The sequence below is a fragment of the Ectothiorhodospira shaposhnikovii genome (assembly GCF_016584105.1).
GTDB classification, from domain to species: domain Bacteria; phylum Pseudomonadota; class Gammaproteobacteria; order Ectothiorhodospirales; family Ectothiorhodospiraceae; genus Ectothiorhodospira; species Ectothiorhodospira shaposhnikovii.
In genome coordinates this window covers 63,567-77,692 of sequence record NZ_NRSM01000019.1, presented here as the reverse complement: position 1 = coordinate 77,692, position 14,126 = coordinate 63,567, and the positions used below count along the sequence as shown (strand labels likewise).

General features: G+C 61.5%; 11 protein-coding genes. 1 reads left to right on the top strand and 10 read right to left on the bottom strand.

From position 1 onward, the window contains the following. Positions 1-3,444, top strand: a 3,444-nt coding sequence (gene mfd, locus CKO35_RS11815) for a transcription-repair coupling factor (protein ID WP_200176349.1), incomplete at its 5' end; no start/stop codon positions are given. 18 nt (positions 3,445-3,462) lie between these two features. On the opposite strand, the gene CKO35_RS11810 is transcribed toward mfd, so the two are convergent. The 10 genes from CKO35_RS11810 to CKO35_RS11765 all read right to left on the bottom strand — a co-directional run bounded on the left by CKO35_RS11810 (position 3,463) and on the right by CKO35_RS11765 (position 14,095). Further along, the gene (locus tag CKO35_RS11810; RefSeq protein ID WP_200176348.1) at positions 3,463-4,875 is read right to left on the bottom strand and encodes a mannose-1-phosphate guanylyltransferase/mannose-6-phosphate isomerase; all 1,413 of its coding nucleotides are present in this window, start codon (positions 4,873-4,875) and stop codon (positions 3,463-3,465) included. A 46-nt stretch (positions 4,876-4,921) separates the two neighbouring features. After that, the gene (locus CKO35_RS11805) at positions 4,922-5,953 is read right to left on the bottom strand and encodes an AI-2E family transporter (RefSeq protein WP_242467159.1); all 1,032 of its coding nucleotides are present in this window, start codon (positions 5,951-5,953) and stop codon (positions 4,922-4,924) included. Between the two features lie 218 nt (positions 5,954-6,171). Next, a complete protein-coding gene (gene pufC, locus CKO35_RS11800) occupies positions 6,172-7,269 on the bottom strand; it encodes a photosynthetic reaction center cytochrome PufC (protein WP_200176346.1) in 1,098 nt (365 codons plus the stop codon). Next, entirely contained in the window at positions 7,266-8,243 is a 978-nt protein-coding gene (pufM, locus tag CKO35_RS11795) for a photosynthetic reaction center subunit M (protein WP_200176345.1), read from the bottom strand. The genes pufC and pufM overlap by 4 nt, the downstream gene beginning before the upstream one ends. 15 nt (positions 8,244-8,258) lie before the next feature. Next, on the bottom strand, positions 8,259-9,083 hold the full coding sequence (gene pufL / locus CKO35_RS11790; RefSeq protein ID WP_200176344.1) for a photosynthetic reaction center subunit L: 825 nt from the start codon (positions 9,081-9,083) through the stop codon (positions 8,259-8,261). A gap of 149 nt (positions 9,084-9,232) precedes the next feature. Continuing rightward, entirely contained in the window at positions 9,233-9,418 is a 186-nt protein-coding gene (gene pufA, locus CKO35_RS11785; RefSeq protein WP_008932825.1) for a light-harvesting antenna LH1, alpha subunit, read from the bottom strand. Positions 9,419-9,509: 91 nt separating this feature from the next. Continuing rightward, complete coding sequence (gene pufB / locus CKO35_RS11780) at positions 9,510-9,668, bottom strand: light-harvesting antenna LH1, beta subunit (protein ID WP_008932826.1); 159 nt, start codon at positions 9,666-9,668, stop codon at positions 9,510-9,512. A gap of 386 nt (positions 9,669-10,054) precedes the next feature. Then, positions 10,055-11,506, bottom strand: coding sequence for a chlorophyllide a reductase subunit Z (gene bchZ / locus CKO35_RS11775; protein WP_200176343.1), 1,452 nt, complete (start codon positions 11,504-11,506; stop codon positions 10,055-10,057). Then, positions 11,506-12,948, bottom strand: a complete 1,443-nt coding sequence (gene bchY / locus CKO35_RS11770; RefSeq protein WP_200176354.1) for a chlorophyllide a reductase subunit Y — start codon at positions 12,946-12,948, stop codon at positions 11,506-11,508. The genes bchZ and bchY overlap by 1 nt, the downstream gene beginning before the upstream one ends. Before the next feature lie 172 nt (positions 12,949-13,120). Next, positions 13,121-14,095, bottom strand: coding sequence for a chlorophyllide a reductase iron protein subunit X (locus tag CKO35_RS11765; RefSeq protein ID WP_200176342.1), 975 nt, complete (start codon positions 14,093-14,095; stop codon positions 13,121-13,123). Positions 14,096-14,126: the final 31 nt, after the last annotated feature.

Sequence of the window (14,126 nt, the reverse complement as noted above, 5' to 3'; positions counted from 1 at the left end):
CCCCCCGCCCTGCCCCATGAAAACCAAAGTGCCCACTGGGGGCAACTTTACGGTGCCGCCCTGGGGCTGGCCGTGGCCACTGCCCTGGAGCATCACCGGGGCCTGAGCGTCGTAGTAACCCCCGATACCCAGACCGCCGAACGCCTGGAACTGGAGCTGGGTTTTTTCCTGGGCAACACCCGGGACATCCTTGCCCTGCCGGACTGGGAGACCCTGCCCTACGATGTCTTTTCTCCCCATGAAGATATCGTTTCCCGGCGCCTGGAAGCTCTGTTCCGGCTACCCTCCCTCAGGCAAGGGGCCCTGATCATCCCGGTAACTACTCTCATGCAACGGCTGGCGCCCAGGGCCTGGCTGCAGTCCCAGTGCCTGTTCCTGTCTCAGGGAGAACGCGTTGATCGGGAAAAACTCCGAAACGGCTTTGAAGAAGCGGGCTACCGGCATGTAAACCAGGTGATGGAACATGGTGAGTATACGGTACGGGGTGCCCTGCTGGATGTGTTTCCCATGGGCAGCGAGGTGCCTTATCGTATCGACTTGATGGATGACGAGATCGAGTCCATCCGCACCTTTGACCCGGAAACCCAGCGTTCCCGCGACGCAGTCCCGCAAATACGCCTCCTGCCCGCCCATGAGTTCCCCCTCAACGAAGCGGGTATCAAGGGTTTTCGCCAACGCTATCGAACCCTCATTGAAGGCGACCCCCAGGCCAGCCTGATCTATCGGGAGGTGAGCCAGGGGGCCGCCCCGGCGGGAATCGAATACTACCTGCCCCTGTTCTTCGATCACACAGAGACCCTGTTCGACTACCTGCCTGACAACACCCTGTTCATCCAGACAGGCGACACGGACACGGCAGCCCGAGGCTTTGCCGATCAGGTGGCCCATCGCCATGAACAGCGTCGCCATGACCGGGAACGCCCCCTGCTCCCCCCCGACAGCCTGTTCCTGGACCCGGAAACCCTGTCCCGGCAATGGGCACGGGGCCGGCATCTGCAGATCCAGGCCATGGCACTGCCCGATACCGGCGCGGGCCTGTGCAATATGGAAACCGCGGCCCTGCCCGACCTGCGGATTCATCCCCGCCAGAACGAGCCCGCCCAGGGCCTGCAACGGTTTCTGGAGGGTTTTAGCGGACGCGTCCTGTTCACCGCCGAATCCGCCGGACGACGGGAAGTCCTGCTGGACACCCTGCGCCCCTTCGGCATCCTGCCCACCCCGGTGGATTCCTGGCAGGCCTTCCTTGCCGCGGAGCAGCCCCTGTGCATGACCGTGGCGCCGCTGGATGACGGCCTGTATCTGCCCCAGTCCGGTCTGGCGGTCCTGACCGAATCCAGTCTGTTCGGTCGCCGGGTCCGCCAGGAACGGCGCCGTCATCGCCCCACCCGGGACGCGGATGCGGTCATCCGCAATCTGACGGACCTGCACCCCGGCGCCCCCGTGGTCCATGAGGACAACGGCGTGGGCCGTTATCTGGGCCTGCAGAAACTCACCGTCGGCGGCCAGGAAACCGAGTTTCTCACCCTGGAATATGCCGGCGGTGACAAGCTGTATGTGCCCGTCTCCTCCCTGCACCTGATCAGCCGTTACACCGGTTCCGATCCGGAGCACGCCCCACTGCACAAGCTGGGTACGGATACCTGGGCCAAAGCCCGCCGCAAAGCGGCGGAAAAGGCCCGGGACGTGGCGGCGGAACTGCTGGACATCTATGCCCGGCGAGCCGCCCGCAAGGGGCACGCCTACCAGCCCCATGGCGATGAATACTCAGCCTTTGCCGCCGCCTTCCCGTTCGAGGAAACCCCGGACCAGTTGTCCGCCATCGAGGCCGTACTGGCGGACATGGCATCCGAACGCCCCATGGACCGGGTGGTCTGCGGTGACGTGGGTTTCGGCAAGACCGAGGTGGCCATGCGCGCCGCCTTCGTCGCGGTCCAGGACGGCAAGCAGGTGGCGGTGCTGGTACCCACCACCCTGCTGGCCCAGCAGCACGACCAGAATTTCCGCGATCGTTTCGCCGACTGGCCCATCCGCATCGAGTCCATGTCCCGGTTCCGTTCCCAGAAACAGCAGCAGGCGGTAATGGAAGGCCTGGAAGACGGGCGCGTGGATATCGTCATCGGCACCCACAAGCTGATCCAGGGCAATCTCAAATTCAAGAACCTGGGGCTGGTGATCATCGACGAGGAACAGCGTTTCGGGGTGCGGCACAAGGAGCGGCTCAAGGCCCTGCGGGCCGAGGTAGACATGCTCACACTCACCGCCACTCCCATCCCGCGCACCCTCAACATGGCCCTGTCGGGACTCAGGGATCTGTCCATCATCGCCACCCCGCCGGAAGAGCGACTGGCCATCAAGACCTTCGTCAGCCAGCGCAACGATGCCCTGATCCAGGAGGCCTGCCTGCGCGAGATCCGGCGCGGCGGCCAGGTCTACTACCTGCACAACCAGGTGGACACCATCGACAAGGCCGCCCGCGAACTGGCGGAACTGATCCCTTCCGCCAGCATCGGCATCGTCCATGGGCAGATGCGGGAGAAGGAGCTGGAACAGGTGATGCTCGACTTCTACCACCGGCGTTACAACATCCTGGTGTGTACCACCATCATCGAGACCGGCATCGACGTGCCCACGGCCAACACCATCATCATGGACCGGGCGGACAAGCTGGGGCTGTCCCAGTTGCACCAGCTCAGGGGCCGTGTCGGGCGCAGTCACCACCGGGCCTATGCCTATCTCATCACGCCGCACCCCTCCGGCATGACGCCGGATGCCGTCAAGCGCCTGGAAGCCATCGAATCCCTGGAAGACCTGGGCGTGGGCTTCACCCTGGCCAGCCATGACCTGGAAATCCGGGGGGCGGGAGAACTGCTGGGTGATGAACAGAGCGGCCAGATCCAGGAAATCGGCTTCACCCTCTACAACGAACTGCTGGAACGGGCGGTGAAGGCCCTCAAGGAAGGCAAGGTCCCGGACCTGGAAACCTCGACCGGCGACACCACCGAGGTGGACCTGGGGCTGCCGGCCCTGCTGCCGGACGATTACGTGCCGGATGTCCACGGCCGCCTGATCCTCTACAAGCGGCTGGCCAGCTGCCGGGACGAGGCACAGCTACGGGAAATGGAAGTGGAGATGATCGACCGCTTCGGGCTGTTCCCGCCCCAGGCCAGGAACCTGGTGGAGGCCACCCGGCTCAAGCTCAAACTGCAACCACTGGGGGTACGCAAGCTGGAACTGGGTCCCCAGGGTGGACGATTGCTCTTTCATCCGGACCCGGCCGTGGATCCCGCCGACGTCATCCGTCTGCTCCAGTCCAATCCCCAGGGGTATCGGCTCGACGGCCCCGACAAGTTCAGATTCTTCGAACCCATGGAAACACTGGAACAGCGGGTGCAGGCGGTGCTGAGACTGGTCAGCGCCCTGAACCCGAAGCAGGATGCCGCCTGAGGCGGCGCCCTCGCCGGGTCAGCTGCGACCGTAGGTATCCTGGAAGCGGACGATGTCATCCTCGCCCAGGTAACTTCCCGACTGCACCTCGATCAGCTCAAGGGGGATCTTGCCCGGGTTCTCCAGACGATGGGTGACACCCAGGGGGATGAAGGTGGACTGGTTCTCCGTGAGCACGAACACCTCTTCGCCCCGGGTGATCCGCGCAGTGCCCCGCACCACGATCCAGTGCTCGGCCCGGTGATAATGCATCTGCAGCGACAGGGTCTGTCCCGGCTTGACCGTGATGCGCTTGACCTGAAAACGATCCGAAGCATCGATGCGCTCATAGGTGCCCCAGGGCCGGGCCACGCAACGGTGAATGTCGGCCTCTTCACGACCACGGGACTTGAGCCGCGCCACCACCTCCTTGACTTCCTGGTCGCGGTCCTTGTGCATCACCAGCACCGCATCCGCCGTTTCCACGATCACCAGATCTTCAACCCCCACGGCGGCCAGCAGGCGGTGATTACCGTGGACGTAGCAGTTTCTGGCCCCCACGGTGATGACATCTCCATGGGTCAGGTTGCCGTCGACATCCCTCTCCCCCACCGCCCACAGGGAGGCCCAGGAGCCCACGTCGCTCCACCCGGCCTGCAGTGGCACCACCACGGCCCGCCCGGTCTTTTCCATCACCGCATAGTCGATGGAATCGCCGCGGCAGGCGGCGAAGGCTTCCCGGTCAACCCGCAGGAAGTCCATGTCCACCTGAACGGATTCCAGTGCCTTGCGGCAGGCGGCAAGAATGTCCGGTGCATGGGTCTCCAGTTCCTGCAAAAACACCGAGGCCCGGAACACGAACATGCCGCTGTTCCAGAAACAGTCGCCGCCAGCAAGATAACCTTCCGCCGTCTGCTGATCCGGTTTTTCCACGAATTCCAGTACCGGCAAGGCCCCCTCCTCTTCCGCCCCGTTACCGGCACGGATATAGCCATAGCCAGTATGGGGCTCGGTGGGGACAATGCCGAAGGTGACCAGATCGCCGCTTTCCGCCCGTAGTCGGGCCGTCGACAGCGCGCTGCGAAAGGCTTCCACATCCGCGATCACATGATCCGCCGGCATCACCAACAGCACCGGGTCCGCGCCGTCCTGTATCTGTTCCAGGGCGGCCAGCGCCACCGCCGGCGCCGTGTTGCGTCCCATGGGTTCCAGTATGATTCGGGCCGGTTGCACCCCCATGGCCCGCAACTGTTCGGCGACCAGAAAACGATGATCCTCATTGCAGACCACCACCGGTCGGCCCAGATCATCCCCCCGAGGCAGACGCTCCAGGGTCGCCTGAAGAAGGGTTCTTTGCGGTTCGGCCAGGGGCAGAAACTGCTTGGGAAAAAGCTGGCGCGACATGGGCCAGAGCCGCGTACCCGCACCACCTGAAAGTATCAAGGGAATCAAATCCGGATCTCCTGAAAAGCATGTCCCGAGCCGGCCACGGACGTGGCTAGCTCCCTCTGGGCCGATCACTCATGAGGATACCAATCCAGCGCGTGTCCGGCTTGGACTCCAGTGCCAGCTTGGCAATCATGGTCAGGGGAATGGATAACAACATGCCCACCGGACCGAATACCCATCCCCAGACCAGCAAGGATACCAGCACCACCAGTGGCGACAGACCCAGGGTACGCCCCATGAACTTGGGTTCGAGTATGCTGCCAATGCCCACGTTGACCACCACATAGAGGATCAGGACCAGTACTGCCTCCGTCATCCCCATGCCCAGCAGGGCAATCAGCACCGCCGGGGCCGCGGCAATGATCGAGCCTATGGTCGGGATGAAATTGAGCAGTCCCGCCAGTATTCCCCAGAGAATGGCGAAGTCGACGCCGATGAGGCTCAACCCGATACCCACCAGCAGACCGGTGGCCACACTGGCACCGGTCTTGATGGCAAGGTAATGATAGACCGAGCGCAAAAAGCGCCGCATTCTTACCCGGGCACGCCGACGCCCCGGGAACGCCGCGTTGAGCTTGGCCGCCAGAACCCGCTCCTCCATCAGCAGGAACATGAAGGCCAGCAATACCAGAAAGGTGCTGGCCGTGAATTGCCCCACTCCCCCGGCGATGGCCCTGGCTGCGTTGGTGATGGTTGCTGTGGCAGGCAAGGCTGGTTTTTCCGGTAGCAAATCCTCCGGCAGGCCACGGGCTTCAGCCATCGCTCGCAGATGCTCCAGCCAGCCTGTCAGCCGCGTCTGGTACAGCGGCGCCTGGACGGCAAGACTTTCCGCCGCATCCCTGAGCGCCAGAAACAGCAGGAAAAAGGTAAAGCCCACGACCGAGAATAGAACGAGCACCGCCAGAGCACCAGGGACACCCCGGCGTTGCATCCAGGTCAGCGGTGGCGCGCAGATGATGGCCAGAAAGGCCGCCATTAGAAACGGCGTGAGAATATGGCTGATGGTCTTGAGCCCCCCCAGCACGATCACAATTGCCGCAGCTCCCAGCAGCCAGTGCCAGGTACTAAAGCCATCAATCAAGAACCCTCGGTTTCCAACCACTGCCATCCCTCACAAGGCCGCTCGGGCCATCACGCGTCAGTGCCTGTCAGGGCTGTGTCACCAGCTTCAGGCCGCTAAAACATACACAAAGCCGCGATGCCTTGCACCCGTTTCCGGGCACATAACGAAACAGGGGACCCGAAGGCCCCCTGTTCACCCGGTTCCATCCGGGTCATCCAACTGATACTGATTGAAGGTTAACCTTCAACAGCCTCGGCTTCTACATCATCAGCAGCTGCGCTGGTAGTCGCCTCGGGCTGACCGCCACGGCGGTTGACCCGGTTCAGTTCCGGATAATCCTTCAGCATCTGCGCACGATCCAGCGGAAGCTGGAAGCCATTGTGGCAAGTGGCGCAGTTGGTCTTGGGTGCATCACCCGTGGGACCGAGCCGATAATCCGGATATTCAGGCTGCAGCGGGTTCAGGTACTGATTGTTCAGCGCACGAACCATCTCGATGCCGTGCCATGCCGTCACACGCTGCGGAGGGCTGGTCTGCCACTCCGGGAAGTTGTTCGTGTTGTGGCAGGTGGTGCAGTTGGCACCCAAGGCCTTCGAGAAGTGGATCATGAGACCATGCACCCACTCGGCGTCCACCAGATTGTACGGATTGTCACCCATCGGCAACGAGGTCCGCGGCGTCACACGAATGTTCTTCGGCTCATCACCCTGCAGGAAGGGCGTGAAGACATCATTCGGCAGCGAGGCGGAAGCCACGTTGGTACCGGCCAGGTTCTGACCCATACGGCTGGCAGCAAAACCACCGGCCTGCTTGAAGCCCGGGTCCTCATACCAGATGTTTTCCGGCACCGGGTTGCCCATGTGGCAGGTGTAGCAGGTCACACCGGTTTCGCCCACATGAGCGGTCCACTCGTTGTTGATGGTGTAGGTCATCTCCAGCATGCGACGGGAGACAATCTTCGTGTAGACATCCTCGTCAGCGAAGTTGCCCGGCGTATGGCAGTAGTTACAACCTTCTTCCGGCGCCACCCATGCAGTGATGGCATTCATCAGACGGTTGAACTCGGAGATGTTCAGGTCACCCAGCACCTTCACGTTCTCGTAGATGTCACCGGCACGGGGGCCAGCGGCAGCCGCGGGACGCTCAGGATCCGGAATCTCCATGCCGCTACGCTTCATGGCTTCCAGATGGCGCTTTGTCACCTGCTCCATACCCAGACCGCGATAACCGGTCTGCTCGGTTTCGATCCCGATGGGCAGTTCACAGCCGGTCATCAGGAGTGCGGCACCGGCAAGTGCCGCCACTGTCGTCGTTTTACGCGTCATCGTTTTCATTGAGACATCCCTTGAAGCATGGCCGGATCTTCGACATTCGGATGTACGATCGGGTAGGACGGCGCCACGCCGTGATCGATCGCCCACAGATACCAATTGTCGACTACCGTGCCAGTGAGCAGAATGCCAATGCCGCCGGTGATCGGTACGAGAACCGCGAACCACCAGCCCCAGCGATGGATGGATTCCATGGTGGCGTTGAAGCCCATGGTCCAGCGCCAGAACAGCATCGCTCTGTCGGAAGCGGTACCACGGTCGGTGATCTGCTCAAGCTCGCGCTCACCGCCGAACCGGCCCACAGCCAGCACCGTTGCACCGTGCATGGCAAACAGCACAGCAGAGCCATACAGGAAAGCAATACAGAGCATGTGGAACGGGTTGTAGTACAGATTGCCGTACTTCAGAGAGAATGCCGTGGTCCAGTCAAGGTGAGGGAAGATACCGAACGGTACTGCTTCGGACCAGTCGCCCATCAGGATCGGACGGAAGAAGCCAAGGCTCAGATACAGGAAGATCGCCGCGGCAAATGCCCAGGCCACATGGGTACCCATGTTCAGCGCACGTGCACGACGATACATCCGTACCCACCACAGCAGGATGGAGGTGGTCAGGAAGAAACCGGCCATCAGCCACCAGCCACCTTCAGCCAGCGGAGGAATGCCCAGGCCATACTGCGCCTGAGGTGGCTCCAGTCCCAGCCAGAAGAGCTGGCGGATAAACTGAATGACGTCCCAGTTGACCTGGGCCAGGAAGTTGAAACCAATGATCAGGATTGCCATCAAACCAAACATGATGGATGCCAATCCGGTCCAGCCCAGGTAGATCGGCCCGATCTGGGCGTTACCTAGTTTGCCGGCCCAATAGAACAGCAACGGTTTCCCGATGCGTTCACGATCACCATTCGGCAGGGGTACGCCAGCCTCAGGCTCTGCCTGGACCTGCACCCGGTTAAATATGTTCTGGTATTCGGCCATTGTGGTCCCCTTACATTAAGCCCAGATAGGAAGGTCAAGCCACCAGTTCCACCATTCCGGCCAGCTCTGCGTCCAGAAGGGACCGCTGATGACGATGCAGACGGCACTCCAGAAGGCGGCACTGAGGGCCAGGAACAGACCCAGGCGGTGAATGCCGAGGGCACCGATGGAATAGCCGACGACGTCACGGAAGAAGGTATCTTCGTATTCAGGCGTCTTGACCGGTTCACCCTTCTTGGGATTGGTTGCGGACAGGATGAGACCACCGTGCAATGACAGGGCCAGAGCCGTGGTGAAGAAGAAGGCGATGGCCAGCATATGAGCCGGGTTATAGTGGAAGTGCAGGAACTGATAACCGGTGTTGGACACCCAGTCCAGGTGACTCATGATGCCGTAGGGGAAACCATGACCCCAGGCACCCAGCAGCACCGGGCGAATGACAACCAGCGTGAAATAGGCAAAGACCGCCACGGAGAAGGCGATCGGAATATGCAGACCCATACCCAGTTTGCGGGCAATCTCAGCCTGGCGCAGCGCCCAGGAGATGAATGCGCCCAAGGCACAGATCGTGATCATCTGCCAAAGCCCGCCCTCGGTCAGGGGCGCAAAGCCAAGGCCATAGCTCAGGTCGGGGGGATTGATGCTGATCTGCCAGATGTTCCAGGTTGGGCCCATAGCCGCACCCCAGACGATCAGGAGCGTACCCAACAACGCAAAAAACGCCGTTAGGACCCCAAAAAATCCGACGTAGAAAGGCCCGACCCAGAAGTCAAATAGGTCGCCTCCGATCAACGTCCCCCCGCGTACGCGGTATCTTTTCTCAAAGCTCAGCATGGACATTCCTAGAACCTCCGGTCAGTAAGGCATAGGCCGGAGATTCCGGCCCTAGCCCTATACTCTCAACACGCTTGTTAGCGAAGGGCCCCGGGGGCGGAGCGGGGCCGACATCGCTGTCGGCAACCGTCCGCCACCCGTGGCTACAGACGCTATCAGGACAGTGCTGAACCGCCTTCCTGAGCCTGCAGAGTCGCTTCGACAGCCGACGCAGAGTGCATCCAGTTGAAGCGTTCGGTGCTCAACAGGATGAAGTGGATCAGCAGTGCAAGCACGGCCAGGAACGTGAACAGGGCAACCAGCGCTCTGCGCGGATCGAACAGCAGCCAAACACGCCACATGTTGAAATCTCCTCTGATTTTAGGGAACTACTTTTACAACTTCGGTTCGAAAGACTCGGTACTGACTAACACACCGGAAAGGTGTGAGGTCTTACCAAGCCACGCCCCAGGGACGCCACATCCAGGCCAGAACGTGAGCAACGGCAGCAACGGCCAGGAAGCCCATCATGCTGGTCATGAAGACACCGTGAAACTCCATGGCCTCGTCTTCGGTGAGCCCAGAGAGCGAACCTTTCGTTTCGTCAACCATTTAAATACCCTCCAAATGAGCCTTATTGGCAAATACCGCGTTGACTCAACGCGATCACGACCGTCATGGAAAAAACTGCCTCCATAACGAAACTCACGACCGTGTCACCTGTCATACCGTTAAAGACCCGGCTAACGGGTGATGGCTGAAGACACGAACATGCCAGTTGCATGTCACAGCACATTCACGATCGACCCATAACCTCCCGGACTCCGGGAGGTTGGGCGACTTCGCCTTGCGGTACCTCGTGCACAGGCGGCGACGCCCAGAAAGTCGCGAATCCGTTACCTGCTGCGCTCCGTCGGATCCATCCGTCGGGCGGTTACTGCTTCCATTCTTTCCGTTCCAGGGTAGCGCTCTATCGCCCTGCCCTGCTTGTCTTCTGATCAGGCCGCCCTGCCGGCAGCCACATCCGCGTGGGTCCTGGTGACCCTGTCCACGCTGATCCTTTCCTCACCTTCTCGCCTCGCAGCCGCCTCAATGGCGTCCCGGAGACGCTTGGCGGCAGAGATCCGGACCAGCACCGGATACGCCTCGACCAGTCTGTCCAACGCTGCCTTGGCTTCATCATCCCAGGGCAGTTCCCGATGGAGCCGGGATGGGGTGGCATCCACCTTGTCCAGTTCCGTTCCCAGGGGCAGGATGTGGAACAGCGCGTCAAACAGCGAGTTGCACACTTCCTGGACCAGATACGTCGCCCCGGCGTAGCCCATGAAGGGAGTACCGGTGTGGCGCCGTATGATCGCCCCGGGGAAGGAGGCCGGCACATACATCGCCCTCCCACCTATTTCCGCCAGATACATGCGTTCGTTGTAGCTGCCGAACAACACCAACGGCGTCTTTTCATGAATCGCCTTGCGCACCGACTGGTTATCGGGTTTTGCCCCGGCGCTGCGCGCGTAGGCAAAATTGCAAGGCATTCCCATCTCCTCCTCCAGAAAGTGTCTGACACCCCTGGCGTAGGTCTCGGTCGCCACGATCCCGAAGGTCGCCGTGCCGAAAAAATCCTGTGTCACCGACCGCCACAGATCCCAGAGGGGCTTGGCCGTCGTATGCTTTTCCTTCTCGATGAACGGCTCCGGATCCAGTCCGAGCAGTTCACCCAGTTTCCTCAGGAACAAAGTGGTGCTATGTAGACCAATGGGCGCCTGCAGATAAGGCCGGTCCAGGGTCTCGCACAGCATCCTGCCAAATTCCCGATACATGCAGATGTTGACTTCCGCATCCGCCAGTCTGGGCACTTCGGCCAAGTGGGTCCCCAATGGGAACACCATGCTGACCTCGGCTCCAATGCCTTCCACCAGACGGCGTATCTCCGCCAGATCGGACGGCATGTTGAAGGTGCCGTACATGGGACCGATGATATTGACTTTCGGTCTATCTCCGACCTTGCGTGCCTTTGGGGCCGGCACCTTCTTGCTTCCAAATTCAGTCCACAGCCAGTTTAGGGCCCTATCCGCACTCTGCCACTGATCCTCGTCAATAGTCCGCGGAAGAAACCGTTGAATGTTTGTGCCTTCCGGGGTCACACCACCACCGATCATTTCGGCAATGGAGCCGGTAACAACCACGGTAGGGAGATCCGGGTCCAGGGCTTGATGGGCACGCTTCATGGCGGCTTCGGTCCCTGTCTGTCCCAGTTCTTCCTCGCCCAGACCGGTCACCACCACCGGCAACTCATGGGGTGGCAAGGCATCGGTGTAGTGCAGTACCGAAGTCACCGGCAGGTTCTCGCAACCCACGGGGCCATCGATGATGACCTGCAGCCCCTTGACGGCGGTAAAGGCGTAGACTGAACCCCAGTAGCCGCCGGCACGATCCAGATCCAGGACAAACATCAGCGCACCTCCCCCGGAACAGCCTGTCCGGAGACGCGCTGCCGCTGACGTTTCATGCGCTCGCGAAACTCCGGATGATCCTGGGGAACGCCTTCCCAGACACCCGTGGCGTGTCCTTCACCCACACCCTCGAAAAAGGCCTTCATGCGATCGAAGCGGGCCTGGTTGGAAAGGGCGGCATTGACCACCTGAGCCAGGGAACCCGCACCCGCAGGTCCCATCAGGGGACGGGCGGAAATGAGGTTGGTGAAATACAAGGCAGGAATACCCTTCTCTTTCGCCTTCTGCACCACCGGCGTCGTGCCGATGGCCAGATTGGGACCAAATTCTTCGATGGCTGCCAGATCCTGTTCCAGTGATGCGCGGAACTGCACCCGGACACCCTTGCTCTCCAGCCACTCGCGATCCGCATCGGACCAACGGGTCCTGGGGCAGGCGGTACCGACGTAAGGGACGTCCGCGCCACTTTCAATCAGCAGTCGAGCCACCAGCAACTCGGAGCCTTCATAACCCGACAGGGTGATGCGACCCTTGATCGGGGCACCGGACAGCGCACCCTTGATCGCCGGCAGGAAGCGGTTCTTGGCAGCGTCAACGGCGCTTCTGGCCACGCCGCAGGCTTCGCCGATGGCCTCCAGCCAAGCAGCTGTGCCGTCATAGCCCACGGGGGCAGAACCGACCACTTCACGACCCGCCTCATTCAGCTCACGCACGCACGAGGTATAGAAGGGGTGAATGGCAGCGCCCACGGCGCAGTCCAGCGCGGCATACAGCTCGCGCCACTCCCGGGTGGGTACCACGGGACCGGCAGCAAGACCCAAGGGTTCCAGCATGGCGCCGATACCCACCGGATCCGCCGGGAACATCTCGCCCATCAGGGTGACCGTCGGCTTGTCCTTGCGTCCGTCCCGAGGCGCCTGCACCGGACCCTGCTCGGCTTCGCCGCGGGCATACCGGAGCATGGCGCCAGCCAGGACATCCTTGGCCTCGGCATGGGTGGGAACACCGAATCCGGGAACATCGATGCCGATGATGCGCACACCGTTGATATCCTTGGGCAGCAACCGCAGCGGCACCCCGGAAGCCGTGGGTACACAGAGATTGATGACGACCACGGCGTCATTGACCGCAGGATCAGCCACCTGATGCACGGATTCCCGGATATCCTCGAACAGCTTGCCGGTCACCAGGGTTTCGGAATCGAAGGGAACGTATCCGATGGTGCGCCGCGCGCCATAGAAATGGGAGGTAAAGCTCAGACCATAGACACAGCAGGCGGAGCCGGACAGGATGGTCGCAGTACGGCGCATGCGCAGACCCACGCGCAGCGAGCCGAAAGCCGGACACATGCTCTGCGGCTGGTCATGGGGACCCGCCGGATAATCCCGGGCGTATTGATCCAGGGTCTCGCTCTGACCGGCGGCACGCGCTGCCTCCGCCATGGTTTCCCGGCCGCCATGGCAACCGGAGGCGGGAGCCGCCGTCTCAATGGTCACTGGAATCTTGTCAATCTTCACGGAAGGCGTCGCATCTTGAGGTTGACCCGGAGACACAGCACCACCGCCGGCACGACCGACATCGGGGTGGGTGGCCTCCATGAGGTGGCGATGTCGGTCAGACATCGTCATAGATCACCTCAAGGGATGGCTTCTTGACCATGGCATGACCATGGACGTCTTCCCAGGTCGCCGGCTCAAGCACCACGTCCCGACCCACTTCATCGCTGGAGAACAGGCCCAGCAATTCATCCTGGGTCAGCGGCTTGGGGCGCTGCGGCGGCGCTTCGGCCACCTGGGTCGCCAGGGCTTCGAACAGCGGCCCCCACTCGCCGTCCGGATGGGCGACGATCTGGTAATTGGCGCTCTTTCTGCGGATGTCTTCGTTGGCGGGGATGGAAGCCAGGATGGGAATGCCGGCCGCCTGGGCAAAGGCCTGGGCCTCGCCGGTGCCGTCATCCTTGTTGATGACGATGCCCGCCACACCCACATTGCCGCCCAGACGGCGGAAGTATTCCACCGCGGAACAGACGTTGTTCACCACATAGAGGGATTGCAGGTCATTGGAACCCACGACGATGACCTTCTGGCACATGTCCCGGGCGATGGGCAGACCAAAGCCGCCGCACACCACGTCACCCAGGAAGTCCAGCAGCACATAGTCGAATCCCCAGTCATGGAAACCCAGTTTTTCCAGGATTTCGAAACCGTGGATAATGCCGCGACCACCACAGCCCCGCCCCACTTCCGGGCCACCCAACTCCATGGCAAACACCCCACCCCGCTTGAAGCAGACATCACCGATCTCCACTTCCTCACCCGCCAGTTTCTTGCGGGCAGCGGTTTCGATGATGGTGGGGCAGGCCTTGCCGCCGAACAGCAAGGACGTGGTATCGCTCTTGGGATCACAGCCGATAAGCAGGACGCGCTTGCCCTGCTGGGCCATCATGTAGGACAGGTTCGACAGCGTAAAGCTCTTGCCAATACCACCCTTGCCATAGATTGCGATGATCTGGGTTTCTTTGGCTGTACCACTTTGCACGCGCTCATCCCCTTCAGGAAGGATCGTTTCCGCCGCTGCCCGGGAACTCATCTGTCCCCTGAGCCCGTCAACGGACACGGAA

What these genes read in the sequence shown, in the direction of transcription:
- pufC (WP_200176346.1), bottom strand. Translation starts at nt 7,269, where the DNA reads ATGAAAACGATGACGCGTAAAACGACGACAGTGGCGGCACTTGCCGGT.
- pufM (WP_200176345.1), bottom strand. Translation starts at nt 8,243, where the DNA reads ATGGCCGAATACCAGAACATATTTAACCGGGTGCAGGTCCAGGCAGAG.
- pufL (WP_200176344.1), bottom strand. Translation starts at nt 9,083, where the DNA reads ATGTCCATGCTGAGCTTTGAGAAAAGATACCGCGTACGCGGGGGGACG.
- pufA (WP_008932825.1), bottom strand. Translation starts at nt 9,418, where the DNA reads ATGTGGCGTGTTTGGCTGCTGTTCGATCCGCGCAGAGCGCTGGTTGCC.
- pufB (WP_008932826.1), bottom strand. Translation starts at nt 9,668, where the DNA reads ATGGTTGACGAAACGAAAGGTTCGCTCTCTGGGCTCACCGAAGACGAG.
- bchZ (WP_200176343.1), bottom strand. Translation starts at nt 11,506, where the DNA reads ATGTTTGTCCTGGATCTGGATCGTGCCGGCGGCTACTGGGGTTCAGTC.
- bchY (WP_200176354.1), bottom strand. Translation starts at nt 12,948, where the DNA reads ATGGCGGAGGCAGCGCGTGCCGCCGGTCAGAGCGAGACCCTGGATCAA.
- CKO35_RS11765 (WP_200176342.1), bottom strand. Translation starts at nt 14,095, where the DNA reads ATGAGTTCCCGGGCAGCGGCGGAAACGATCCTTCCTGAAGGGGATGAG.